Genomic DNA, 24,349 nt, shown 5'->3' with positions numbered 1-24,349 from the left:
ATGAGTGCTGAATCGGCAACCTCGGAAGTCATCGGGCCCGAGCCCGTCCCACCCGGCAAGGTCAAGGCGTTCCTGCGGCTGGTGATGATCGAGCACTCGGTCTTCGCGCTGCCCTTCGCCTACATCGCGGCGCTGACCGCGATGTACGAGCGGGACGAGAACATCCACTGGGGAACGCTGTTCCTGGTGACGCTGGCCATGGTCGGCCTGCGGACGTTCGCCATGGCCGCCAACCGCGTCATCGACCGCGAGATCGACGCGCGTAACCCGCGCACGGCCGGCCGCGAGCTGGTCACCGGGGCGGTGTCGGTCCGCTCGGCGTGGACCGGGGCCCTGGTGGCGCTCGTGGTCTTCCTGGGCGCCGCCGCGCTGCTCAACCCGCTGTGTCTGGCGCTGGCGCCGGTCGCGGTGGTGCCGATGGTGGTCTATCCGTACGGGAAACGGTTCACCAACCTCCCGCACGCCATCCTCGGCCTGGCGCAGGCGATGGGCCCGATCGGCGCGTGGCTGGCGGTGACCGGCTCCTGGTCGTGGGAGGCGGTGATCCTGGGCCTGGCCGTCGGTGTGTGGATCGGCGGTTTCGACCTGATCTTCGCCTGTCAGGACGTGGCGGCCGACCGGGCGCACGGCGTGAAGTCGGTGCCGGCCCGCTTCGGCATCCCGGCGGCGCTGTACGGCTCGCGCGTGAGCCACGTGGTGACGATGGGGCTGCTGGTCTGGTACGCGCTGGCGACCGACGCGGGCGCGCTGTTCTGGCTGGGCCTGGTCATCGTGGCGGGGGCGTTCGTGTACGAGCACTCCATCGTGCGCCCGCACGACCTCTCCCGGCTGAACCGCGCCTTCTTCACGGTCAACGGCGTCATCGGGATCGTGCTGTTCGTGTGCACCCTGGCGGACCTGTTCGTGCGCGGCCTCACGCTGTAGTCGAACCCGCCGCGATCTCGTACGCGCCCCTGTGCCCCACCGGTCGGGGGCGCGTACGGCTGCTACGCGCGCCCGCCAATCCGGGGGCGCATCCACGGCCCACGGGCGCCGTGTCCCCACGCCCGCCCGCCGGTCGGCGCCGCGTCGCCGGGGGCCGTGGGCACCGGCGGCCGGAGAGAGGTCGCGGGGTGCCGGATAGGCTCGGTCCGTGGAACGACTCCAACCCGCACCCCAGCGCCGACCCTGGATCGTGGGGGTATCCGGCGCCTCCGGAACGCCCTACGCGGCCTCCGTCATCCGTGCGCTGGTGCGCGCGGGCGAGCCCGTTGACCTGGTCATTAGCCGAGCCGCGCGGTTGACGCTGCTCGACGAGACCGGCATCTCCCTCCGGGACGCGCACTGGCGCGCGGACCTGGTCCGCTGGCTGGCGCGCGGTGCCGACGGCAGCGCGGACGCCTTCGCCGGCGAGGCCGGCCGGATCGCCGACGCGTCGGTGGTCGACGTGCGCTACTGGTCGGCCGGCGACCTGGCGGCGGGCCCGTCCTCCGGCTCGTACCCGGCGCGGGGAATGATCATCGTCCCGGCGAGCACGGCGGGCGTGGCCGGCGTGGCGCTCGGCCTCTCGAAGGACCTGTTGCAGCGCGCGGCGAGCGTGACGCTCAAGGAGCGTCGGCCGCTGGTGGTCGCACTGCGGGAGACCCCGCTGACCGGGCAGACGCTCCGGCATCTGGTCACGCTCGACGAGGCGGGCGCCGTGGTGCTGCCCGCCTCGCCGGCGTTCTACGCGGGGGCGACGCACATCCAGGAGCTGGTGGACTTCGTCGCGGGGCGGGCGCTCGACGCGGCGGGGGTGCCGCACGGGCTGTACCGCCGCTGGGAGGGGAAGCTCGGTGGCGCCCGTGACGCGCGTCGTGCCGGGTAGCCGCCGGTCGGCGCCCGGGTGGCCCCGGGGCGCCGGTGGTCCGCGCGGGCGCTTCGAGGCGGGCCCCGCGCGAACCGGTGGACGCGCCGGCGAGAGGGCCGGCGGGAAAGCGGAAGCGGCAGGCCCGGGGGGTAGTGCCCGGTGCGCTGCCGCGATCTCGCGTCCTGCTGAGGGCGCGGCTCCGGCGGGACGCGAAAGCGCCGGAGTGCGCGGGCCTAACGCTCGGCGTCAGGCCGCATCGAGTCGATGCGGTGTGGCTGGGGTCAGCGCTTCTTGGCCCGGCGCTTGTGCGCCTTGGCCGTGGTCTCGCGCTGCTGCTCCGCAGCCTGCTGGGCACGCGAGCGGTTGGCTATCTCCTGCAGCTCACGCATGCGGGCATAAGCCATCTCGATCGTGTACAAGGGGTAGCTCACTCCTGAAGAATCGTCGTTGATTGAGGTAGTTCAGCTAGAGATTCGCAGGGCATCTCGCCCTGCATGCCTTAGATTCTACACCCAAACCTTCTGGATCGCAGAACTTTGAAAGGTGCGTGCCGTCACATGGACGCGGTGGACAGGCAACTCATCCAGGCCCTGCGGGAGAACGGCCGGGCCTCGTACGCGGAGCTGGGCCGGCTCGTGGGTCTGTCCGGCCCCAGCGTCACGGACCGGATCAACCGCCTGGAGACGGCCGGGGTGATCACCGGCTACCGCGCGACCGTCAACTCCGCCTCGCTGGGCCTGGGCGTGACCGCCCTCATCGGCATCCAGCTCTCCGACGCCGTGGACCACGAGGACGTGGCCCGGCGGCTGCGCGACCTGGCGGAGATCGAGGACTGCTGGTTCATCGCGGGCGACGACTCGTACATGCTCAAGGTCCGCGCCGGCGACGTGGACGACCTGGAGCGCACCATCCGCCGGCTGTCCGGCACCCAGGGTGTCTCGCGCACCCGCACCACCATCGTGCTCTCCACCAAGTGGGAGAACCGGGTGGGGGAGTTGCCCGAGGAGGTGTGAGCGCGCCGCCCGCCCGGCCCGGCCCCGGGCGTGAGCCGGGCGGGTGGGGCGTGCGGGACGGGGAGTACGCTCGGTGGAGCCCGATGGACAAGAGGTAATAGGGGAGGCGCCGGATGGCTGGGTCTGTGGCCGTGTCAGCGAACGACGCGGGGCTCAAGCGGGAGCTGGAGCAGAAGATCCGCGCCGGGGAGCGGCTGACGCGCGAGGACGGCATCGCCCTGTACGGGTCCGACGACCTGGCCTGGCTCGGCGGCCTCGCCCACGAGGTGCGCACGCGCAAGAACGGCGACGTCGTCCACTTCAACGTCAACCGCCACCTGAACATGACCAACGTGTGCACGGCCTCGTGCGCGTACTGCTCCTTCCAGCGCAAGCCGGGCGAGAAGGACGCGTACACCATGCGCATCGAGGAGGCCGTACGGCTGGCCAAGGCGATGGAGGGCGAGAACCTCACCGAGCTGCACATCGTCAACGGCCTGCACCCGACCCTGCCGTGGCGCTACTACCCGCGCTCGCTGCGCGCCCTGAAGGAGGCCCTGCCGCAGGTCTCCCTCAAGTGCTTCACGGCCACCGAGATCCAGCACTTCGAGAAGATCTCCGGGCTGCCGGCCTCCGAGATCCTCGACGAGCTGATCGACGCGGGCCTCGAATCGCTCACCGGCGGTGGCGCCGAGATCTTCGACTGGGAGATCCGGCAGCACATCGTGGACCACGACACCCACTGGGAGGACTGGTCCCGCATCCACCGCCTGGCGCACGAGAAGGGCCTCAAGACCCCGAGCACGATGCTGTACGGGCACATCGAGGAGCCTCGGCACCGGGTGGACCACGTGCTGCGGCTGCGTGAGCTCCAGGACGAGACCGGCGGCTTCCAGGTCTTCATCCCGCTGCGCTACCAGCACGACTTCGTGGACCTGAAGGACGGCAAGGTCCGCAACCGGCTCCAGGCCCGTACCACCATGGCCACCGGCGCCGAGGCGCTGAAGACCTTCGCGGTCTCCCGGCTGCTGTTCGACAACGTGCCGCACGTCAAGGTGTTCTGGGTGATGCACGGCGTGCAGACCGCCCAGCTCGCCCTCCAGCACGGCGCGGACGACATGGACGGCTCGGTCGTCGAGTACAAGATCACGCACGACGCGGACAACTTCGGCACCCCCGACAAGCTGACCCGCGAGGACATCCTCGACCTGATCCGCGACGCCGGCTTCCGCCCGGTCGAGCGCAACACGCGCTACGAGATCATCCGCGAGTACGAGGGTCCCAACCCGGGCCGCCGTGACGCGCCCCAGCCGATGCGCCTCTGATCCCGGTCGCCCCCGTGGGCGCCCCGGCGCCCACCCCCGCACTCCCTCGCAGCCGTCCGTGACGCCGCCCCGCAGCGGTGACACGGGCGGCTGCGGCGCTCGTGCGGCACGCGCCGCCGGGGCCGCTCGCCCGCGCGGGCGACTCCGGTGGCCTCCGCTGCCGGTGCCCCCGCCCCCGCCCGCGCGTCCGCCCCGGCCGTGACCGGGCACGTGGGCGGGCCCCGCCCGGCCGCGCGCCCTGCCGCGTAGATCACAGCGGAGCAGGGGTGCGTCCCGGATGGGGTAATGCCTAGTATCCGGTTATGACCCTTACCTTTGTCCGTGATCCCCAGCTCACCCCCGCGCTCCAGGACGAGCTGGCGCGCCTGTGGGCCGACGTGACCAACGCCGGCGGGGCCGTCGGCTTCGTGCCGCCGGTCACCCACGACGTCGTCGCGCCCTCGGCCGAGCGGCAGCTCACGGCCGTGCGCGACGGGTCGATGCGCATGGTGGCGGCCTTCGCGGACGGGCGCCTGGTCGGCACCGTGTTCATCGCGTACAACCAGCACCGGCTGATGCGGCACTGGGCCCGGCTGATCTCGGTCATGATCCACCCCTCGCTCCAGGGCGGCGGCCGGGGCGGGGCGATGGTGGCCGAGGCCATCGACATGGCGCGGGACCTGGGCCTGGACGCGCTGCGGCTGGAGGTGCGCGGCGGCACGGGCGTCGACGGCTTCTACGCCACCCTCGGCTTCAAGGAGGTCGGACGCGTCCCCGAGGCGATCCGGGTCGCCGAGGGCGACTACCGGGACGACATCCACATGTGGACGCGCCTGGACTGAGGGCGTACGGCCCGGTCGCGGGCCTGGGGCGGAGGCGCCTCCCGGGTCGTTTTCGCGACGTGCTTCACTAGACGGGCAGGCGAACACCATCCGGCCGATACCGCAGCACCCCCGGGAGAAAGAAGACCAGCCGTGTCTCTCACGCCGAGCGCCACGCTCCGATACACCGCCATGCGTCTGGGCATCTTCGTCGGTTGCTTCCTGGCCCTGTGGGGCCTGGTCCACTTCGGCGTCCTGCCGTCCGGCCTGGGCGACTCCAACCTGCTGTGGGTGCTGCTCCTGGCGATCGTGGTCTCGGCTCCGCTGAGCTTCGTGGTGCTGCGCAAGCAGCGGGACGCGATGTCGGAGCAGATCGTCGTCAAGGTGGACCGCGCCAAGGAGCGTCTGGTGGCCCACCAGACCCAGGAAGACGGCGTGTAAGCCTCCTCACACCCGGCCCGGCCCCGGGCGGCCCCGCCGCCCGCACCGACCTCGTCCCCGCCCCCACCGCGCATTGCCGCCCGCGGTGGGGGCGTTGGCGTTCTCGGGGGCGTACGCGACCGGGCGCCGGCCCCGCCCGCGCCGGCCCGCGGGACGCTCGCGGGTGGTCCGGGGCGGGGTCGTGGGCGGCCTGTCCCAAAGATCTCCTTTGGGTTCCCCAAAGTTAAAGTGTTAACGTCAATGCCATGTTGACCGCAGCCGCGCCCCGATTCCCCACGAGCGTTCCGCTCGTGGCGCGCCTGCACATCGACCTCTGCCGCTGTCTGTCCGCGGCCTGTCGCCGCCTGTAGTACGTGCGCACAGCGGCCGGAGACCCTGCATCGCAGCGGAGCTCCAGGTGCCGCCCCCGAATCACATCTGACCTGGCATCCGTCTGTCCTTCGGAGAGTGTCCGTTGTCGTCCCCACGCCTGTCCGTCCCCCGCGCCCTGCGGGTCCCCTTCTGGGCGCAGATCCTTCTCGGTCTCGTCGTCGGCGCGCTGCTCGGCTGGGCCGCCCGCAGCGGCGACGTCCAGTGGCTCGTCACCACACTGGACAAGATCGGCTCGATCTTCATCCAGCTCCTCAAGCTCGCCGTCGCCCCGCTGGTCTTCTTCGCGATCCTGGTGTCGATCACCAATCTGCGGAAGGTCAACAACGCGGCCCGGCTCGCCACCCACACCCTGCTGTGGTTCATGGCCACCTCGCTGATAGCCGTGGCGATCGGCCTGTTCATCGGCCTGATCACCAACCCCGGCTCCGGCACCGGGCTCACCCCGGCCGACGGCGCCAAGCCCGACTACAAGGGCTCCTGGCTGGACTTCCTCACCGGCATCGTGCCCGATGACGTGGTCACGCCGTTCACCGAGCTCAACGTGTTGCAGATCGTCTTCATGGCGGCCGTCGCCGGCGTCGCCGCGCTCCAGCTCGGCGAGAAGGCCGAGCCGATCCTGAACCTCAGCCAGGCTGTCCTGGAGCTCCTCCAGAAGGCCCTGTGGTGGGTCATCCGGCTGGCCCCGCTGGGCACCCTGGGCCTGATCGGCACCGCCATCGTCGAGTACGGCTGGGACCTGATCGGCAAGTACGCGACGTTCACCGCCGACATCTACATCGGCTGCGCCCTGGTCCTGTTCGGCGTCTACCCGCTGCTGCTGGCCACCGTCGCCAAGCTCAACCCGATGCACTTCTACCGGGGCGCCTGGCCGGCCATCCAGCTCGCCTTCGTCTCCCGCTCGTCGGTGGGCACCATGCCGCTGACGCAGAAGGTCACCGAGCGGCTGGGCGTGCCCAAGGAGTACGCGTCCTTCGCGGTGCCCTTCGGGTCCACCACCAAGATGGACGGCTGCGCCTCGATCTACCCGGCCATCGCCGCGATCTTCATCGCGCAGATCTTCGACGTGAACCTCAGCATCGGTGACTACCTGCTGATCGCGTTCGTCTCGGTGATCGGCTCGGCCGCCACGGCCGGCCTGACCGGTGCGACGGTGATGCTCACGCTGACCCTGTCCACGCTGGGCCTGCCGCTGGAGGGCGTCGGCCTGCTGATGGCCATCGACCCGATCGTCGACATGATGCGCACCGCCACCAACGTGGCCGGCCAGGCGCTCGTGCCCGTCCTGGTCTCGGCCCGCGAGAAGATCCTGGACCACCGGGCGTACGAGACGGCCTCCGCCTCGCCGCTGGACGAGAGCCCGCAGGAGGGCGCGCTGCCGGCTGCGGCGTAGCGCTCGGCGCCGCGCGCGCGTCCCCCAGGGGCCGCGCTCCGATCCGGATACTCCGGGCCGGGGCGCGGCCCCTCGTGTCGTCCCGGGGCAGGTCGGCCGGGTGGGCGCGCCCAGCGCGCCGCTTTCGGAGTCCGATCCGTCCGATAGGGGCGGCGAGTCCGGTAAGTTCGGCGCGAAATACCTTGACACGATGGGGGAATGGGGACAAAAGAGGCAGTACGCGCAGAGTCGGTCGGAACGGCTGTGGGGACCGTCGCCCTGCTGCGGCGGTATCCGGTCAAGTCGATGCTCGGCGAAGACGTCGAGCGGGCCGAGGTCACCGGGGCCGGGATCGTCGGGGACCGGGTGAGCGCCCTCGTCGACCGGGCGACCGGAAAGGTCGCGAGCGCCAAGAACCCCCGGCTCTGGCGCGGCCTCCTCGACCTGCGGGCCGAGACCGTGGGCGCGGGGGAGGTGCGGGTCACGGCACCGGACGGCACCGTGGTGCACGGGCGGGACGAGGACGTGGACGCGGTGCTCTCGCGCCTCGTGGGGCGGGAGGTGACGCTCGCCCACACGCCACCGGAGGAGGCGGAGCTGGACCGCTCCACGCCGGAGGAGGTGCTGAGCGGCGGCCTCGACGCCGAGACCACCGCGGACGTGCTGCGCATCGGCGAGCACGCGCCCGGCACCTTCCTCGACTTCGCGCCGCTGCACCTGATCGCCACCGGCACGCTCGCGCACATCGGCGCGCTGCGCGGCAAGGGCCCGGTGGCGGCCGTGCGCTACCGGCCCAACCTCGTGGTGGAGACGGACGGCTCCGGGTTCGTCGAGAACGAGTGGCTGGGGCGGGTGCTGACCGTCGGGGACGAGCTGGTGCTGCGAACCGTCGCGGCCACGCCGCGCTGCGCGCTGCCGACCCTGGACCACGGCGGCACCGGCCGCGACACCGACGCGCTGCGCGTCCCCGCCCGGCACAACCGCTTCGTTCCCTACCGGGGCTGGGGCCCCGAGCCCTGCGTGGGGGTGTACACGCAGGTCGTACGGGAGGGCCGGGTGAGCGCCGGGGACGTGGTGCGGCTGCGGTGAACGTACCCTTGGCCGGGGCGTGGGGGCGGGGGCCAAGGCCCCGGCCGAGGGGAAGAGTTGATGGTCGAGAGCCAGGCGTGTGGAACGCGACCGCCGGAAGCGGCGGGCGTCGACGGGGGAGGGGGCGGACCCAGGTGGAGTCGGACGTGGTGAAGGTGGACGGTGGGCCAACCGGCGCGGAGGCGCGGCAGCGTGGCGGGGGCGGGCGACAGAAGCGGATGCCACGGGCGATACGGGAGCAGCAGATGCTCGACGCCGCCGTGCGGACGTTCGCGCGGCGCGGCTACCGGGCCGCCTCCATGGACGACATCGCCGAGCTGGCCGGGGTCTCCAAGCCGCTGGTGTACCTGTACCTGAACTCCAAGGAAGAGCTGTTCACCGCCTGTGTCAGGCGGGAGGCGCGGGCGCTGGTCGCGGCCGTACGCGGGGCCGTGGACCGCACGGCCCCGGCCGACCGGCAGCTGTGGAGCGGACTGCGCGGCCTCTTCGCGTACACCGCCGAGCACCCGGACGGCTGGACCGTCCTGCACAGCCAGGCCCGCTCGCAGGGCGAACCGTTCGTGCGTGAGGTGGCGGCCATGCGCGCCGAACTGGTCAGCTTCGTCACCCAGCTCATCGGCGAGGCGTCCAAGGAGGCCGACTGCGATCCGGAGTTCGCCGACCGCGAGGTGGCCGGACTGGCGTACGCGCTGGTGGGCGCCGCCGAGTCGATGGCCGACTGGTCGGGCTCGCCGGGCGGGCCGACGGCCAAGGAGGCCGCGGCGACGCTGATGAACTTCGCCTGGGCCGGCCTCGGCAACCTGATGCGCGACCAGAAGTGGCAGCCCAGCGCCTGGCAGCCGCACGCCTGACGGCCCGCCGACCGGCGCCTAGTTGGCGAAACCGCCCTTGGGCTCGATGATCTCCAGGTTGGTCCCGTCGGGGTCGTTGAAGTACGCGACCCTGGTGCCGAGGGCCGCGTCCGGGGTGACCTCGCCCCTGACGAAGGTGTAGTCGTCGCCGAGGAAGTCGTACCCCGCGTCCTTCATGCGCTGGTAGACCGCGTCGAAGTCGTCGACCTTGAAGCACAGGTGCATGGAGCCGGGGCGGTTGGCCGCCCCGTTCGTCCGCTCGCCCACCGGGTCCTGGAACTGGATGAGGTCGATGCCCAGGCCGTCGATGTTGATCGTGGCGTACCGCAGCGTCGCCACGGGCAGCCCCTGGGACAGGCCGAACGGCACGCTGTTCATGGTCCCCTCCGCGACCGGCTCCCGTCCGACGAGTGCCGTGTAGAACGCGATCGACGCGTCCAGGTCCGAGACCGAGATCCCGACGTGAGCGCCCCGAGTGAGGTTCATCGGGGTGGTGGCGACAGCCATGGGAACGTCCCTCTCGTGTGCGACCCGTAAGAACCGTCCACGAACAATTGTGCCGGTCTGTCCTGATCGCGCACCTTGTCGCCGCGTCGAGCCGGGCGCGTGCCGCCAGGGCGTGCCCGGCCGTGAGCGGGGACGTGGCGCGGGGGCGGGTCTGGGCGCCAGTGGGGACGTGGCGGTGCGGGGGCGGGCCTGGGCGGGGCGGGCCGAGGCGGTGCGGAGCGGATCACCGAGGGCGGGGACGTGGCGCTGCGGGAACCGGTCCGGGGTGAGGGGCCGCGGGCGGAGGCCGGCCGGGCCGTGGGCGACGCCACCACGCTGGTCTCCCGACCCGAGGCGATCCGCCGCTCCCGGGTGCTGCCGGTCGGCCTCACCGAGGCGGCCGGCCGTCTGGCGCCCTCGCTCACGCCGCGCCGGGCGACGGCGGCCCGGGACCGTCCCCACGGAGATCGAGGAGCTGTACGCCCGCGAGTGAGGCCCACCCCGGCTGGGGCCGGGGCCCCCACCCCGGCCGGGGTTCCGCATCCCGCGCGGGGCCGGCCCCGGGCCGGCCCCGAACCGCCCGTTCCGCACCACGCGGACCGCGCCGCCGGGAACGTACGAGAACGCCGTAGGCGATGACGAAAGTCCGCCCGGGAGAACGCGGAGGCGGGAACTCCACAGAAACCCTCGGGAAACCCGGCAAGAACCCACAGGAATCGAACGAAGGTCGCCCCGGAAGGCGTCAGAAGTCACCGTCGCCTCAACACGACTGGCGGAAGTCGCGCGACGGCGGGAGCCGGAAAAGGCAGGAGCCCCGCCTCCCCGCCGAAACGGGGAGCAGGGCTCCTTGGGTACTACATCAGGAACGAATAAGTGCCGACCGCGATGGCCGAACCGCGCTGATCCGAAGGATCAGACAGGGGTGACGTTCTCCGCCTGCGGGCCCTTCGGACCCTGCGTGACGTCGAAGTTCACCTGCTGGTTCTCCTCAAGGGAGCGGAAACCAGAGGCGTTGATCGCGGAGTAGTGGACGAAGACATCCGGGCCGCCGCCGTCCTGGGCGATGAAGCCGAAGCCCTTTTCAGCGTTGAACCACTTGACGGTTCCGGTAGCCATAAGCCCTCCTTGGGCCAAAGGGTTGCCCTGCTCCAGAACCTGCAAGAAGTCTGAAAACTACAAAAGCCTGCGGCGTCACATGCTCCGCAGGCTCTGTACTGCAAGGGAAACCAAACTGCAACTTGCGGCGAGCCTAGCACGGCAGATGCCTCGGGGAAAGAGCGAAAGATCACGGAGACGAGCGGTTTCCGCGCGGGGCAGAAGGGAAAAGCGCGCATGTCAGCGAGCCGCCCCCGGGATCGGCCTCTTCTCGCGCGCCGCGCCACCGTGCCCCCCGGCGCCGCCGGCGCCCCCCACCGGGGCTAGCCTCCGGATGTGGACAATTCAACCCCTGTCGCCGCTACCGCCACCGGCCACCGCCGGAGCCGGCCGCGGGTCGGCCACATCCAGTTCCTCAACTGCCTTCCGCTGTACTGGGGCCTCGCCCGCACCGGCAGCCTCCTCGACCTGGAGCTCACCAAGGACACCCCCGAGAAGCTCAGCGAGCAGCTCATCCGGGGCGATCTCGACATCGCCCCGGTCACCCTGGTCGAGTTCCTGCGGAACGCGGACGACCTGGTCGCCTTCCCCGACCTCGCGGTCGGCTGCGACGGCCCGGTCATGTCGTGTGTGATCGTCTCCCAGGTGCCCCTGGAGCAACTGCACGCCTCGCGCGTCGCCCTCGGCTCGACGTCGCGCACCTCCGTGCGGCTGGCGCAGCTCCTGCTGGCCGAGCGCTACGGCGTACAGCCCGAGTACTACACCTGCCCGCCCGACCTCGGGCTGATGATGCAGGAGGCGCAGGCGGCGGTGCTCATCGGCGACGCCGCGCTGCGGGCTAACCTGCACTACGCGCCCCGGCTCGGGCTGGAGGTGCACGACCTGGGGCAGATGTGGAAGGACTGGACGGGGCTGCCGTTCGTCTTCGCGGTCTGGGCCGCGCGCCGCTCCTACCTGGAGCGGGAGCCGGAACTGGTGCACAAGGTGCACGAGGCGTTCCTGGCCTCGCGTGACGTCTCGCTGGAGGAGGTCACCAAGGTCGCCGAGCAGGCCGCGCGCTGGGAGGCGTTCGACCCGGCCGTGCTGGAACGGTACTTCACCACCCTGGACTTCAGTCTCGGCGCCGAACAGCTCGCCGGCATCGCGGAGTTCGCCCGCCGTACCGGCCCCGTCGCGGGCTACCCCGCCGACGTCCGGGTGGACCTGCTGACCAGCCACGCCCCGTAACACCGGGCGCGGCGCGCCGCCGGGCCGCACCGCCGGCTCTCCCGCTCCGGACGTCCCGGGCCGTTCGGGCGCCGTCGGTATCCTGCCCCGGGCCGCGCGCCGCCCACCTAAGCTGGGCGGCGCGGTGGAGGGGGAGAGCAGACGATGTACCCACTGGAGCCGGACGATCCCCGTGGCATCGGCGCGTACCGGCTGGTGCGGCGCCTGGGCTCGGGCGGCATGGGCCGGGTGTACCTGGGGCGCAGCGCGGGCGGGCGCACCGTCGCGGTGAAGCTGGTCCATCCGCACCTCGCGACGGACGCCCAGTTCCGGGCCCGCTTCCGGCGCGAGGTGGAGGCGGCCCGGCGGGTGGGCGGCGTGTGGACGGCACCGGTGCTCGACGCCGACCCGGAGGCCGCCGTGCCGTGGGTGGCCACCGGATACGTCGCCGGCCCCTCGCTCACCCAGGCCGTGGAGGAGCTGGGCGCGCTGCCCGTGGCGTGTGTCCGGGTGCTGGGCGCGAGCCTGGCGGAGGCGCTGGTCACCGTGCACGGCCTGGGCCTGGTGCACCGCGACGTGAAGCCGTCCAACGTGCTGCTCACCCTCGACGGTCCCCGGCTCATCGACTTCGGCATCGCGCGCGCCATCGACGGCACCGCGTCCCTCACCTCCACCGGCGTCTCCATCGGCTCGCCCGGTTACATGTCGCCCGAGCAGATCCTGGGCAAGGGCGCGACAGGCGCCGCCGACGTGTTCTCGCTGGGCGCGGTCCTCGCCTACGCGGCCACGGGCCGGCCGCCGTTTCCCGGCGACTCGTCCGCCGCGCTGCTCTACCGCGTGGTCCACGAGGAGCCGGAGCTGCCCGCCCCGTTGGCGGGCGAGCTGGGCGCGATCGTCGCCGCCTGCCTGGTCAAGGACCCGGCCGCGCGACCCACGCCGGCCGAGCTGGTCCGCCGCCTGGTCGCGGACGCCGACGGGCGAGGCGCCGCCGCGCGCGCCGACGGGGACGCGCGGGCCGACGGGGACGGACGTGAGCGGGTCGGTACGGACACCGGTGGGCGGGCCGGCGCGGCCCATCTGGTGCGGCCGGGCTGGCTGCCGGCCCCGCTCGTGGAGGGCGCCAGCCGGCGCGCGATGGAACTGCTCGACCTGGAGGCGGAGCCGCTGCCCCGGCCCACGGCGCCCCCGCCCGCCACCACCTGGCCCGCCGCCGGCGCGGCCGACACCGGCTCGGGGGCGGGCTCCGAGTCGGGGGCGGGTTCGAGCGAGCCCACGCCGTGGAACCCCGCGACGCTCCACCACGAGGCGACCGGGCCCGGGTCGACGGGGCCCGGGACGACCGGGCCCGGAGTGACGGGGCCGCGCACACTGCCCGTCGAGGCGCTCGGGCCCGACGCGAGCGGCCCGCAGACGCTCGGGCCCGAGGCGTTCGCGTCGCGGTCGGCGGAGTCGTCGCCGGGAGGGCCGCGGGCGCTCGGCCCCGGCACGGTGGGGCCCGCGACGGGGGTCGCGGAGACGGTGAGTGCGGAATCCGGCGCGCGCGCCGGGATGTTCGGGCCGCCCGACCCCTCGTACGGCGACAGCGGACCGCGTGCGCGCGACGCGGGCGCGACCGCCCTCGCGCCTCCCCCGCCGCGCGGCTCGCCGGAGGGCGGCGGCCCCGGGGTGGCGGAGTGCGCGACGACGGGCGCGGGGCGTACCGCCGTGCACGGCGACGGCCCCGGCGGTGGCCTGACGGGTGTCACGGAGACGGACGGGGCGGGCCGGGAGCGGCGGATGGCGCTGACGGCCGGGCTCGGGCGGCGCGACCGGCCGAGGTGGCTGAGCTGTTCGCTGGTCCTGTCGGTGGCCGGCGCGCTGGCCGCCGCGACGACGGCGGTCGTCGTCCTCACCACGCTCCACGGCGGTGACGGCGACGACACGAACGCGGGCGCTGGCGCCCAGCAGAGCCAGACCCCCACGTCCGCCCCCACCGGCCACACCCCCTCGCCGGACGGCTCCCAGCCGGCGGACCACGAGCCGACCAGCCCGAGCGGCGAGACACCGGCCAGGGGCGACGTGCCGAAGAAGCTCATCGGCACCTGGTCGGGCCCGGTGTACGCCAAGGGCGTGTACAACGGCGAGCACGTCGCGACCGTCCGTCAGGGCCGCGAGGGCACGGTCGTCGTCGAGGCCGTCGTCACCGTCCTCGGCCAGCGCTGCCACGCCAGGGGCACGCTGCTGTCGGTGACCGAGAACGAGACGCGGCTGACCGTCACCGAGGTCGCCGACCGGGCCAGGGACGACAACGCGCTGCTGTGTACGGGAGTGACATCCGAGGCCACGTACACGCTCGACCAGGAGACCGGGAAGCTGGTCTACAAGTCCGACGACGACGCCGGCGGGCGCCCGGTGGCCCGGCTGACCAAGCGCGTGGGCGGCGGCTGACCCGCCCCGCGCGGGCGCCCGTCGGCGGCCGGATCGCCGTCCGCCGTGCCGGGGCGCGGCGCGGGTCGGCGGGGTGGGTCGGCCGCGAGCTGAGCCGTCAGACCCCTGGCGTACGCTGGCTCAGTCCGTACGTAACCCTCCGGAAGGGACGCCCCGGTGACGGAGAACGCCGATCTGCAGTCCGTCCTCGACCGCGCCGCCGGCGGCGGTCGGATCACCCCGGAGGAGGCGCTCGACCTGTACCGGGACGCGCCCCTGCACGCGCTCGGCGCCGCCGCCGACGCCGCGCGCCGCCGGCGGTACGCGGGCATCGAGCACATCGCGACGTACATCATCGAGCGCAACATCAACTACACCAACGTGTGCGTGACGGCCTGCAAGTTCTGCGCCTTCTACGCCCCGCCCAAGGCCCACGACAAGGGCTGGACGCGCGACCTGGACGACATCCTGCGGCGCTGCGCCGAGACCGTCGAGCTGGGCGGCACGCAGATCATGTTCCAGGGCGGCCACCACCCGGACTACGGCGTGGAGTACTACGAGGAGCACTTCGCGGCGATCAAGAAGGCGTTCCCGCAGCTCGTCATCCACTCGCTGGGCGCCTCCGAGGTCGACCACATGGCCCGCCTGTCCGGCGTCACCGCCGAGGAGGCCATCCGGCGCATCCACGCGGCGGGGCTCGACTCGTTCGCCGGCGCCGGCGCCGAGCTGCTGCCCGAGCGTCCGCGCAAGGCCATCGCGCCGCTCAAGGAGTCGGGCGAGCGCTGGCTGGAGATCATGGAGATCGCGCACAACCTCGGCGTCGAGTCCACCTCCACGATGCTGATGGGCACCGGCGAGACCAACGCCGAGCGGATCGAGCACCTGCGGATGATCCGCGACGTGCAGGACCGCACGGGCGGCTTCCGCGCCTTCATCCCGTACACGTACCAGCCCGAGAACAACCACCTCAAGGGCCAGACGCAGGCCACGCTCTTCGAGTACCTGCGGATGATCGCCATCGCGCGGATCTTCCTCGACAACGTCGCCCACATCCAGGGCTCGTGGCTGACCACCGGCAAGGAGGTCGGCCAGCTCTCGCTGCACTACGGGGCCGACGACCTGGGCTCGATCATGCTGGAGGAGAACGTGGTCTCCTCCGCCGGCGCCCGGCACCGCTCCAACCGGATGGAGATCATCGACCTGATCCGCAAGGCGGGGCGGGTCCCGGCGCAGCGCGCCACGACGTACGAGCACCTGGTGGTGCATGACGACCCGGCCAACGACCCGGTGGACGACAAGGTCGTCTCGCACCTGTCCTCGACCGCGATCGAGGGCGGCACGGCGCACCCCGCCCTCAAGCTCATCGACGCCCACTGACCCGCCCCGAAGGCGGGGCGGGGGCGGAGCGGAGACCGGGGTAGCGGGGTAGGGGGCGGGGCGTGCTGACGATTCATGGGGCCGAGCTGTTGCTCACGGGGCCGGGGGCGGAGCCGGTCGCGGACGGCGCGGTCGTGGTGGACGGCGCGCGGATCGCGGCGGTCGGCCCGTTCGAGGAGATGGCCGCCGAGCATCCGGGCGCGCGTGAGCGTCGCTGGCCCGGACTGCTCACACCGGGGCTGCTCAACGCGCGGGCCGGGGCGCTGCTGGAGGCGGCCTACCACCCGGACCCGCGCGAGGCCGACCGGCTGGGCACCGAGCCACTGGCCGACCCGGCGACGCTGGCCGGCCTCTCGCTGACCGACACCCGCTGGGGCGAGTCCGCGCGGCGCGGCACCCAGCGGATGCTGCGGCACGGCACGACGGCGGTGGCCGGGCCCTTCGCGCGGCCCGTGGTGCGTACGGCGGTCGCGCGGGCCGGTCTCGTGGTGATAGCCGCGCCCCGCGCGGCGGCCCAGGCGGGCGGTGCGGCCGGTGTGCCTGGCGTGGCCGGGGTGGTCACGCTGGACCCGCTCGCCGCGCTGCCCGAGGGCAGCTCACCCGAGGCCGCCTTCACGGGCCCGCTCTCGCCCGGCGCCCGCGCGGACTTCGCGGTGTTCGCCGCACCGACGCTGGCGGACCTGGCCTCCCGTGGCGCGGCGAGCTGTGTGGCCACGGTGCTGGACGGCCGCCTGGTCTTCCGCCGCCGCTGATCGCTGGGCGCTGGGCCCTGGGCGTTTGGCACGGGTCGCTTGGCCGCTGGTCGCTTGGCCGCTGGGCGCTCGGCGCTGACCGTCGGGCGCTGGCGCCGCTTGACCCCGCTGGCCGTCCAGGTGGTGCGGGGGTTCGTGTGGCGGCGCTGTGTCGCGGGCGCGCGGTGCGGGTGGGCTGGCTGTTCCGTCGCCTGGCCGCTTGGCCGGCGGGGCGCCTGGCCGCCTGGTCGGCAGGGCGCGGGTGCTCGGGTGTCTCCTCGGCGGGTCGCGGGGGCGCCGGTTGTCGGGTCCTGCGGGCGGGGTGGGGGCTCGTGGGGTGCCGGCGCCGTGTCGTGGGCGCGCGGTGCGGGCTCGTTGCCGGCGGTACGCCTTCGGCCCGCTCCGGCGGGGCTCCGGCCGGGCCGCGCGGGGCGCGCCGGGGCCACCCGCGCGGGGGGTCGGGAGGCGGCGGGTGAACAATGGGCGGGTGACCCGAGCAACCCTGGACAAGCAGCCGCACGAAGTCGCCGCGATGTTCGATGACGTGGCGGCGAAATACGACCTGACCAACGACGTCCTCTCGCTCGGCCAGTCCCGGCTGTGGCGCAGGGCCGTCGCGCGGGCCGTGGACGCGCGGCCGGGGGAGCGGGTGCTCGACCTGGCCGCCGGCACGGGCACGTCGTCGCTGCCGTTCACCGCCGCCGGGGCGTACGTCGTGCCGTGCGACTTCTCCCTGGGGATGCTACGGGCGGGCAAGCGGCGTAACCCGTTCCTGCCGCTGACCGCCGGTGACGCCACCCGGCTGCCGTTCGCGGACGGCGTCTTCGACACGGTCACCATCTCCTTCGGGCTGCGCAACGTGCGCGACACCGAGGGCGCGCTGCGCGAGATGCTGCGCGTGACCCGGCCCGGCGGCAGGATCGTCATCTGCGAGTTCAGCCAGCCGACCTGGGCGCCCTTCCGCACCGTGTACACGGAGTACCTGATGCGCGCGCTGCCGCCGGTCGCCACGGCCGTGAGCAGCAGCCCGGACGCGTACGTCTACCTCGCCGAGTCCATCCGCGCCTGGCCCGACCAGCCCGGCCTGGCCCGCGTCCTCCAGCGCGCCGGCTGGTCCCACGTCGCCTGGCGCAACCTCACGGGCGGCGTGGTCGCCCTCCACCGCGCGACGAAGCCGCTGGCCGGCTAGGCGCACGGGTGGGCCCGTCGACCCTGGTGGCGGGTGCGGCCCGCCGGTCCGGGTGGCGGGTGCGGCCCTCGGTTCTGGTGACGAGCGGCCCCGGCGGTCCGGGTGGCGGGTGCGGCCCGCGGTTCCGGCGATGAGCGGCCCCCGGCGGTCCCGTTCGACGGGGGTGTCCGCGACGGCCCGGGCGGGCGAGGAGGCCCGGCCTCCTGCGGGGTGGAGCCTTCCGTGGGGTGGAGCCTTCCGCGCGTTGGTGGTGGGTGCGCGGGCGGCGCGTGTCGGGGTGGCCGTGCGCGGGCGGAGTGGGGCGGGGAGCGGGGAGTGCCCGATCGCGAGGTACGGGCGCGGGGCGCCGGGGACGGTGGGCGCGCGGGTGACGCCCGGTGGCCTGGGCGGTGCTGACGGGGCGTGGGGCGTAGAGCCATGGCCGGGGCGGTTGGGGCGCGGGGCGGGGAGTGAACGTGTGCGGGCGGGCGACGCCCGGCCCGGCCGCCGCTAGAGTATGCGCCCACCCCCACGCCTCATCTCGCCGCGCCGAACCCTCGGAGCAACCCGTGCCGACGAAGTCCTGCTCTGTCTGCGGTGCCCTGGCACCAACCGAGGCGCTTTTCTGCATGGGGTGCGGGCGCGACCTGCGTACGCCCCCGCCAGCGTCGGAAGCGCCTACCGCCGAGATATCCCGGACGGGCCCGCCATCGCCCACGGCGATCGAGGCCGTCGAACCAGCCGGCCCCGCCGAGGCGGCTGCTCCGGCCGAGGCGGCCGGTCCCGCCGAGACCGCCGGGGCCGTCGCGACCCCGGGCCCGGCCGAAGCGGCGAAAGCCGCCCCCCGCGAACCCGACGGCCCGCACGCCGACGCGGCGCACGGGGCGGACGTCACCCCCGGGCCCGACGCCGCCTCCGCGCCCGACGCCACCCCCGCGCCCGACGCCGCCGACGCGGTCCCGCCGCAGGACCCGAGCGAGCTCCCCACCCTCGTCAAAACGGCCGTACTCAGCACAGCTCCTGACGTCGCGTCAGCCGCGCCGTCGCACGCGGGCGCCGCCGCCGTATCACCGGACGCGCCGGCCCGCCCCCGGGTCGCCCGGGCCGACGCCCCCGGCCCGGACGCCCTCGCGGACGCGGAAGCACCACCGGCGAACACCCCACCCGCCGACGCGGCGCCAGCCACCACCCCACCCGCCGACGCGGCGCCCGCCGCCCCGCCCCTCGGCGCGCGGCCCGCCGACGTGCCGCCCACCCTCGTGCCGTCGGTCGCCGCGCCGGTCGCCGACCCGCCGACCCTGCCGTCCTCGACGCTGCCGCCGGGGGCGCTTCCGGCGGTGGCCTCGTCCGTGCCGCCGCCCGGGCCGCCCCTCGCGCCGCCCGGGGCGTACGGCCGGCCGCCGACGGGCCCGGCCGCGTACGGAGCCGCGTCCGTGCCCGGGGCGCGGGCCGAGGCCGGGAACCCGCAGTCCGCGCGGCCGACCCCGACGCCACCGCCCGCGCCGTACGCGCCGGCGGCCCCGTACGCCGCGACGCCACAGCCCGCCGCGTACGTTGCGCTCCACCCGACCCCGCCACCCGCCGCGTACCCCGCGTCACAGCCGGCGCCGTACGCCACCCCCGCCCCGGCCTCCCCGCAGCAAGCGGCTCACGCCACCGCCGGGCCGGCCTCGCCGTCCCCGGTCTCCCCGGGCGGGCCCGTCGGTCCGGCCGGTCGGCGGCGTGGGGAGCGGCGCCGGCGGATGCTGGTGTGGCTGGGAGTGGGGGTCGCGGCGTTCGTCGTCGGCGGCGGGGGCACGGCCGGGGTGCTCCTGTGGCAGGACGACGGCGGGAGCGGTGACGACCGGGGCTCGGTGGCGGTGGAGAGCCAGCCACCGGCCGGTGAGGAGCCGGACCACGGGGCGGGGCCGGACACGTCGGGCGACCGCGCGAGCCGGACGCCCAGCGGTCCTGAGCCCTCCGAGCCCGCGTCGCCGACGCCCGCCGAACCCACCGAGGACCCGACCGCCGACGTCTCGGACATCCCGTCCGACGGTTCGGCCGAGGACCCGCCGCCCAGCACGGCCCCCGAGGGCTACCGCACGGCCCAGGACCCGCAGGGCTTCTCGCTCGCGGTGCCCGCCGGCTGGCAGCGCGAGGTACGCGGCGGCCAGATCGACTACCTGGGCCCCGGGGCCACCGCCGACAACAGCTACCTGCGCATCGGGCTGGTGCGCGGCACCAGCCAGTCCGCGATCGAGCACTTCCGCGAACTGGAGGGCATCACGTCCCGGCGTACCAGCGACTACCAGCAGGTGGAGCTGACGGCCAACACCTTCCAGGGCCAGGAGGGCGCCCGCTGGGAGTTCAGTTGGGTGGAGAAGAAGTCCGGCAGGGCGATGCACGCGATCGACCAGGCGTACGTCACGGCGGACGGCACGGAGTACGCCATCTACTTCCAGGGCCCGGCCGAGACGTTCGCCGTGGACCGGGAGGCGTTCGACACGGCCCTGGCGACGTGGTCCCAGGGCGGCTGACCCTCCCGCCCGCCGCCACCCGCCCCGGGCGCCTCACTCATCCGGCGCGCCGCCCCGCCGCCACCCGCGCGGCGGGCTCGCCCGCCCCGGGCGTGTCCGGGGCGGGCCGGGTCGCGAGCGTCGGCCCGGCCCCCTCGCGCGGGGCTAGAGGTCCAGGCGGAAGCAGAGCCCGCGGGTCTTGGAGACCGGTGAGACGTACGTCTCGGCCTCCTTCATGCCCAACCGCTGGATGACGGCGATGGAGCGCGCGTTCTCCGGGAGGACCATCGCGACCACGTGGCGGATGCCGACCGCGCGCGCCCGTTCCAGCGTGGCCTCGGCGGCGAGCGTGGCGTAACCCCGGCCCCAGTGCGCGCGGCCGAGCCGCCAGCCGATCTCGATCTCGCCCTCCGGGCCCCACGCGTGCGGCCAGGGCTGGGCGCCGGTGAAGCCGACGGGTTCGCCCGCCGCGTCGAGCAGCGTGTAGAAGCAGAGGCCGAGGTGGTCGTGGTGGGCGCGCTGGCGGGCGGTGAACTCCTCGTAGTGGGCGAGGTCGTGGGAGCTGCCGCCGTGGAACTCCATCACGTCCGGGTGGTCGAAGAGCCGGTGCCAGGCAGCCGCGTCCTCGGGGGTCGGCACTCGCAACTGCACAGAAGCTCCGGATATCGGCATGAGGGCGCCCTTCTCGCGAGTTCGCGTACGCCACATAGACTGCACCCGTCCAGTGCCCGGCGCGACCGGCACGCAGATACCGAGTCTTCGGGAGAACCTCCGTGAGCGAGAACGCCCCCGCCGAGACCGACCCTTCCCCGACCGGCGCCTCCCGGACCGACGCCCCAGGGACGGGCGGGACCGGGACCGGAGCAGCCGAGTCCGCCGCGAACAGCGCCATAGAACCGGCCGCCGCCGCACCCGCCGTCGAGGCCGGGCCCGCCACGACGCCCGCCACGGCGTCCGCCGCCGACAGCGACGCCGCCCCCACGCCCGGCACCGGTGACGACGCCCCGGCCGACGCCTCCGGCGCGGCCCCGGCCTCGCTGGCCAAGGAGCCGACGGCGACCGGGTCGACCACGGCACGGACCCCGTCCGCCATCGCCGTCGGCCTCGGCGACGACGCCCTCTCCGAGCGCACGGCCGACGTCATCGTGGTCGGCGCCGGCCCGGCCGGCTCGACCACCGCGTACTACCTGGCCAAGGCCGGCCTGGACGTGCTGCTGCTGGAGAAGACGTCGTTCCCGCGCGAGAAGGTGTGCGGCGACGGCCTCACCCCGCGCGCCACCAAGCAGCTCGTCGCGATGGGCATCGACATCAGCGAGGAGGCCGGCTGGCTGCGCAACCAGGGCCTGCGCATCATCAGCGGCGGCACCCGCCTCCAGCTCGACTGGCCCGAGCTCGCCTCGTACCCCGACTACGGCCTGGTCCGCAAGCGGGACGACTTCGACGAGCAGTTGGCGGTCCAGGCGCAGAAGGCGGGGGCGCGGCTGTACGAGCAGTGCAACGTGGGCGCGCCGATCATCGACCCGCGCACCAACCGCATCACCGGCGTGCACGCCAAGCTCGGCCAGGACAAGACGCCGGTCACCTTCCACGCCCCGCTGGTCGTGGCGGCCGACGGCAACTCCTCGCGGCTCTCCCTGGCGATGGGCCTGCACCGGGCCGAGAACCGCCCGATGGGCGTGGCCGTGCGTACCTACTTCGACAGCCCGCGCGACAAGGACGACTACCTGGAGTCGTGGCTGGAGCTGTGGGACCGCCGGGGCGACACCCCCAAGCTGCTGCCCGGTTACGGCTGGGTCTTCGGCATGGGCGACGGCACCTGCAACGTGGGCCTGGGCGTGCTCAACACCTCCAGCGGCTACAAGGACCTGGACTGGCGCGAGGTCCTCAAGGCGTGGTGCGCCTCGATGCCCGAGGAGTGGCAGTTCACGCCCGAGCACATGACGGGCCCCATCCGGGGCGCCGCGCTGCCGATGGCGTTCAACCGGCAACCGCACTACACGCGCGGCCTGTTGCTCGTCGGCGACTCGGGCGGCATGGTCAACCCGTTCAACGGCGAGGGCATCGCGTACGCCATGGAGTCGGCGCAGATCGCCTCCGAGGTCATCGTGCAGGCCAAGGCCCGCCCGACCGCCGCCCAGCGCGAGGCCGCCCTGGAGCGCTACCCGCGCGTCCTGAAGGACACCTACGGCGGCTACTACACGCTCGGCCGCGCCTTCGTGAAGCTCATCGGCCAGCCGAAGATCATGAAGATCGCCACCGAGCGCGGCCTGACCCACCCGCTCCTCATGCGCTTCGTCCTGAAGATGCTGGCCAACCTCACCGACCCGACGGGCGGCGACGCGATGGACCGCATCATCAACGGGCTGACGAAGGTGACGCCGCGCGCCTGACGGTGTGACGCCGGGTCGCGAGGCGTGAGCCCTGGCGGCCCGGCGTGCGAGGGGCGACTCCGACGCCGCGCCGCGCCCCGGGCCGGCCCCTGCCGTCAGGCGACCGGGCCGCCCGCGTTGTGGACCAGCCGCTGGAGGACCCGCACCGTGGTGACGTAGTCCGCGTCGGCGATGCCCTCGTGAAGGGCGGCGCGGATCGCGGGGGCGTTGCGCGCGAGGTCCACCCGGGCCCGCTCGCCGGCCTCGGTCAGCCACAGCCGTCCCTCGGCGTCCCGGGTCAGCCAGCCGCGCTCGACGAGCCCCCCGGCCTCCGCCGCCAGATCGTCCTCCGGGCGGATGTAGGAGGCCATGGCCTCGCGCAGCGCGGTCAGCGTCATCCCCTCGCCGGTGGGCGAGAGGTCGTGCGCCGACAGGTTGCGCAGCAGCCAGAACTGGGGCTGCGTGTACCCCTTCTCGGCCTGGCGGGCCCGGGTGAACGCGATGAGCGCCTCGTAGGCGACACCGGTCCAGTACGCGGCGGGCTGGCCGGCGAGTTCGGCGTCGGACATCGGCTGGGTCGTCACGAGATCCCCTCCTGGTACGTCGGCGCGGGCGTCGCCGCCCGCGTGGCTCGTACCGCGACCGTAAAACCTCAACCATGGTTGAAGGCAAGTGCCGTCCCAGCGACCGGCGGCCCCCGCTACCCGGCGTCCTCCGGGGCGGGCGAGGCGGGGGGCGCGGGCGCGTCGGGGGCGGTGGCGCTCGCGGCGCCCGCCGTCCCGGCCCCGGCCGGGGGGTCGCTGTAGAACTGGCGGGCCCAGCGGCGGTAGTTCATGATCGGACCGTCGCCGCCGGCGAGTCGGGGGCGTTCCAGGTACGTCTTGTGCGCCCAGATCGGGAAGTCCTTGCCGAAGTCGAAGGAGCCCACCCAGGCCAGCGGGCGGGACAGGGCGCCGGCGAGGGCCAGGGCGGCGCGACTGTCGCCGAACCGGTCGAGCCGCATCGTGCCGGAGACGTACACCTCGACATGGGTGGGACTCACCGGGGTGGCGGTCAGCACCGTGCGGAGGTGGCAGCCGATCCTCGGTACCTCGACGGAGGTGTAGACGACGCCGAGGCCCTGCACCCGCACCGACAGCTCCGGCGCGACGGCCGAGATCCAGGCCGCGCCGTCGCCGCCGGCCGGCAGGATGCGAAACCGCGTCTCCAGGGTGACCCCGTCGAACCGGGGCTCGCTCAGCACGTCCCCGACCGTCCCGTGGACGGGCGTCAGGTGGCCGAAGTCCACGATGTTCTCGACCACGTCCTGCGGGTGGTCGCGCAGCAGGTGCCGTCTGCCGTACGGGACGGGGAACGCCGCGTCCGCCGGCCAGGGTGTCACCTCCCACGAGGGCGGCTCGCCCCGCGCGTGCCGCCACACGTAGACCATCCCGTCCACCTCGCGTACGGGCAGCGTGCCCAGTCGCGCCTTCGGCGGCGGGGCGCTGCCGTACCCGGTGGCCACGCAGGCCCCGTCCGGGGCGAACTCGAAGTGGTGGAAGGGACACACGAGGCGTTCCCCGCGCACCGACCCGCCGTACCCCAGATGCGCCCCGAGGTGCGGGCAGAAGGGGCGCACGGCGCGCAGCCGGCCGCTTCGGGTGCGGTAGAGGACCACGTCGTCGTCCATCAGTCGCCGGGTGACCACCGCGCCGCGCCGCACCTCGGCGCTGGTCCCCAGGCCGAACCAGCCGTCGGGGTAGGGCAGCCGCGCCGTACGCTCCGCCCGTGAGGGCCCCGGCCCTCCGCGTCGCCCGTGACGGCGACCCGAACGTCCCCTCATGACGCACCCTCCTCCTCGCCGGCCACCCGACGTCACCCGTGCCTGACCCCGCGAGCGTCCCGAACGGGCGACCGGGGCGGAGGCGATGTCCGGCCGGCTCACCGGAAGGGGTGAACCGGAGGCGTGG

General features: G+C 74.0%; 21 protein-coding genes. 16 read left to right on the top strand and 5 right to left on the bottom strand.

Going from position 1 to position 24,349, the window contains the following annotated elements; genetic code table 11:
• From mqnP to ACFVFR_RS15925, 9 genes are all read left to right on the top strand, one after another.
• Window positions 1–924, top strand: a complete 924-nt coding sequence (mqnP, locus tag ACFVFR_RS15965) for a menaquinone biosynthesis prenyltransferase MqnP (RefSeq protein ID WP_383701801.1) — start codon at window positions 1–3, stop codon at window positions 922–924.
• Between the two features lie 208 nt (window positions 925–1,132).
• The gene (locus ACFVFR_RS15960; protein ID WP_383701799.1) at window positions 1,133–1,846 is read left to right on the top strand and encodes a UbiX family flavin prenyltransferase; all 714 of its coding nucleotides are present in this window, start codon (window positions 1,133–1,135) and stop codon (window positions 1,844–1,846) included.
• A gap of 539 nt (window positions 1,847–2,385) precedes the next feature.
• Entirely contained in the window at window positions 2,386–2,841 is a 456-nt protein-coding gene (locus ACFVFR_RS15955) for an Lrp/AsnC family transcriptional regulator (RefSeq protein WP_383701797.1), read from the top strand.
• Window positions 2,842–2,954: 113 nt separating this feature from the next.
• Entirely contained in the window at window positions 2,955–4,145 is a 1,191-nt protein-coding gene (mqnE, locus tag ACFVFR_RS15950) for an aminofutalosine synthase MqnE (RefSeq protein ID WP_383701795.1), read from the top strand.
• Between the two features lie 302 nt (window positions 4,146–4,447).
• A complete protein-coding gene (locus tag ACFVFR_RS15945) occupies window positions 4,448–4,966 on the top strand; it encodes a GNAT family N-acetyltransferase (RefSeq protein ID WP_383701793.1) in 519 nt (172 codons plus the stop codon).
• Between the two features lie 132 nt (window positions 4,967–5,098).
• Window positions 5,099–5,386 carry a DUF4229 domain-containing protein gene (locus tag ACFVFR_RS15940; RefSeq protein ID WP_383701791.1) on the top strand — a complete coding sequence of 96 codons (288 nt, stop codon included), beginning with the start codon at window positions 5,099–5,101 and terminating at the stop codon, window positions 5,384–5,386.
• Between the two features lie 454 nt (window positions 5,387–5,840).
• A complete protein-coding gene (locus ACFVFR_RS15935; protein ID WP_383701789.1) occupies window positions 5,841–7,148 on the top strand; it encodes a dicarboxylate/amino acid:cation symporter in 1,308 nt (435 codons plus the stop codon).
• A gap of 243 nt (window positions 7,149–7,391) precedes the next feature.
• Window positions 7,392–8,216 carry an MOSC domain-containing protein gene (locus ACFVFR_RS15930; protein WP_383701787.1) on the top strand — a complete coding sequence of 275 codons (825 nt, stop codon included), beginning with the start codon at window positions 7,392–7,394 and terminating at the stop codon, window positions 8,214–8,216.
• A 218-nt stretch (window positions 8,217–8,434) separates the two neighbouring features.
• The gene (locus ACFVFR_RS15925) at window positions 8,435–9,067 is read left to right on the top strand and encodes a TetR/AcrR family transcriptional regulator (RefSeq protein WP_383701965.1); all 633 of its coding nucleotides are present in this window, start codon (window positions 8,435–8,437) and stop codon (window positions 9,065–9,067) included.
• An 18-nt stretch (window positions 9,068–9,085) separates the two neighbouring features.
• On the opposite strand, the gene ACFVFR_RS15920 is transcribed toward ACFVFR_RS15925, so the two are convergent.
• Both ACFVFR_RS15920 and ACFVFR_RS15915 read right to left on the bottom strand, forming a co-directional pair.
• The gene (locus tag ACFVFR_RS15920) at window positions 9,086–9,574 is read right to left on the bottom strand and encodes a VOC family protein (RefSeq protein WP_383701785.1); all 489 of its coding nucleotides are present in this window, start codon (window positions 9,572–9,574) and stop codon (window positions 9,086–9,088) included.
• Window positions 9,575–10,465: 891 nt separating this feature from the next.
• Window positions 10,466–10,669 carry a cold-shock protein gene (locus tag ACFVFR_RS15915; protein ID WP_003984261.1) on the bottom strand — a complete coding sequence of 68 codons (204 nt, stop codon included), beginning with the start codon at window positions 10,667–10,669 and terminating at the stop codon, window positions 10,466–10,468.
• Between the two features lie 315 nt (window positions 10,670–10,984).
• On the opposite strand from ACFVFR_RS15915, the gene ACFVFR_RS15910 reads away from it, so the two are divergent.
• The 6 genes from ACFVFR_RS15910 (at window position 10,985) to ACFVFR_RS15885 (ending at window position 20,052) form a co-directional block, all read left to right on the top strand.
• Entirely contained in the window at window positions 10,985–11,875 is an 891-nt protein-coding gene (locus tag ACFVFR_RS15910) for a menaquinone biosynthetic enzyme MqnA/MqnD family protein (protein WP_383701782.1), read from the top strand.
• Between the two features lie 144 nt (window positions 11,876–12,019).
• Window positions 12,020–14,281, top strand: a complete 2,262-nt coding sequence (locus ACFVFR_RS15905) for a protein kinase (protein ID WP_383701780.1) — start codon at window positions 12,020–12,022, stop codon at window positions 14,279–14,281.
• Window positions 14,282–14,437: 156 nt separating this feature from the next.
• A complete protein-coding gene (mqnC, locus tag ACFVFR_RS15900) occupies window positions 14,438–15,637 on the top strand; it encodes a cyclic dehypoxanthinyl futalosine synthase (protein ID WP_383701778.1) in 1,200 nt (399 codons plus the stop codon).
• Window positions 15,638–15,699: 62 nt separating this feature from the next.
• Complete coding sequence (locus ACFVFR_RS15895; protein ID WP_383701776.1) at window positions 15,700–16,389, top strand: hypothetical protein; 690 nt, start codon at window positions 15,700–15,702, stop codon at window positions 16,387–16,389.
• A gap of 466 nt (window positions 16,390–16,855) precedes the next feature.
• Window positions 16,856–17,557: a demethylmenaquinone methyltransferase gene (locus ACFVFR_RS15890; protein ID WP_383701773.1), complete on the top strand. Its 702-nt coding sequence runs from the start codon at window positions 16,856–16,858 to the stop codon at window positions 17,555–17,557.
• Between the two features lie 548 nt (window positions 17,558–18,105).
• Entirely contained in the window at window positions 18,106–20,052 is a 1,947-nt protein-coding gene (locus ACFVFR_RS15885; RefSeq protein ID WP_383701771.1) for a hypothetical protein, read from the top strand.
• Window positions 20,053–20,196: 144 nt separating this feature from the next.
• Here ACFVFR_RS15885 and ACFVFR_RS15880 read toward each other — a convergent pair whose 3' ends face one another.
• Entirely contained in the window at window positions 20,197–20,703 is a 507-nt protein-coding gene (locus ACFVFR_RS15880) for a GNAT family N-acetyltransferase (RefSeq protein ID WP_383701769.1), read from the bottom strand.
• 419 nt (window positions 20,704–21,122) lie between these two features.
• Between ACFVFR_RS15880 and ACFVFR_RS15875 the strand changes: the two genes are divergently transcribed.
• Window positions 21,123–22,421 (top strand): geranylgeranyl reductase family protein, encoded by a 1,299-nt coding sequence (locus tag ACFVFR_RS15875; RefSeq protein WP_383701963.1) that lies wholly within the window; start codon window positions 21,123–21,125, stop codon window positions 22,419–22,421.
• A 95-nt stretch (window positions 22,422–22,516) separates the two neighbouring features.
• Here ACFVFR_RS15875 and ACFVFR_RS15870 read toward each other — a convergent pair whose 3' ends face one another.
• Window positions 22,517–22,984 (bottom strand): MarR family transcriptional regulator, encoded by a 468-nt coding sequence (locus tag ACFVFR_RS15870; protein ID WP_383701766.1) that lies wholly within the window; start codon window positions 22,982–22,984, stop codon window positions 22,517–22,519.
• A 116-nt stretch (window positions 22,985–23,100) separates the two neighbouring features.
• Window positions 23,101–24,222 (bottom strand): Rieske 2Fe-2S domain-containing protein, encoded by a 1,122-nt coding sequence (locus ACFVFR_RS15865; RefSeq protein WP_383701764.1) that lies wholly within the window; start codon window positions 24,220–24,222, stop codon window positions 23,101–23,103.
• Between the last annotated feature and the right edge of the window lie 127 nt (window positions 24,223–24,349).

The sequence above is a fragment of the Streptomyces sp. NPDC057702 genome (genome assembly GCF_042799315.1).
GTDB lineage: Bacteria > Actinomycetota > Actinomycetes > Streptomycetales > Streptomycetaceae > Streptomyces.
This window is presented reverse-complemented; position numbering and strand designations above follow the sequence as displayed.

Excerpts from the sequence above, each read along its gene's own strand:
- ACFVFR_RS15955 (WP_383701797.1), top strand. The coding sequence starts at position 2,386 with ATGGACGCGGTGGACAGGCAACTCATCCAGGCCCTGCGGGAGAACGGC.
- ACFVFR_RS15880 (WP_383701769.1), bottom strand. The coding sequence starts at position 20,703 with ATGCCGATATCCGGAGCTTCTGTGCAGTTGCGAGTGCCGACCCCCGAG.
- mqnP (WP_383701801.1), top strand. The coding sequence starts at position 1 with ATGAGTGCTGAATCGGCAACCTCGGAAGTCATCGGGCCCGAGCCCGTC.
- ACFVFR_RS15905 (WP_383701780.1), top strand. The coding sequence starts at position 12,020 with ATGTACCCACTGGAGCCGGACGATCCCCGTGGCATCGGCGCGTACCGG.
- ACFVFR_RS15945 (WP_383701793.1), top strand. The coding sequence starts at position 4,448 with ATGACCCTTACCTTTGTCCGTGATCCCCAGCTCACCCCCGCGCTCCAG.
- ACFVFR_RS15865 (WP_383701764.1), bottom strand. The coding sequence starts at position 24,222 with ATGAGGGGACGTTCGGGTCGCCGTCACGGGCGACGCGGAGGGCCGGGG.
- ACFVFR_RS15915 (WP_003984261.1), bottom strand. The coding sequence starts at position 10,669 with ATGGCTACCGGAACCGTCAAGTGGTTCAACGCTGAAAAGGGCTTCGGC.
- ACFVFR_RS15925 (WP_383701965.1), top strand. The coding sequence starts at position 8,435 with ATGCCACGGGCGATACGGGAGCAGCAGATGCTCGACGCCGCCGTGCGG.
- ACFVFR_RS15920 (WP_383701785.1), bottom strand. The coding sequence starts at position 9,574 with ATGGCTGTCGCCACCACCCCGATGAACCTCACTCGGGGCGCTCACGTC.
- mqnE (WP_383701795.1), top strand. The coding sequence starts at position 2,955 with ATGGCTGGGTCTGTGGCCGTGTCAGCGAACGACGCGGGGCTCAAGCGG.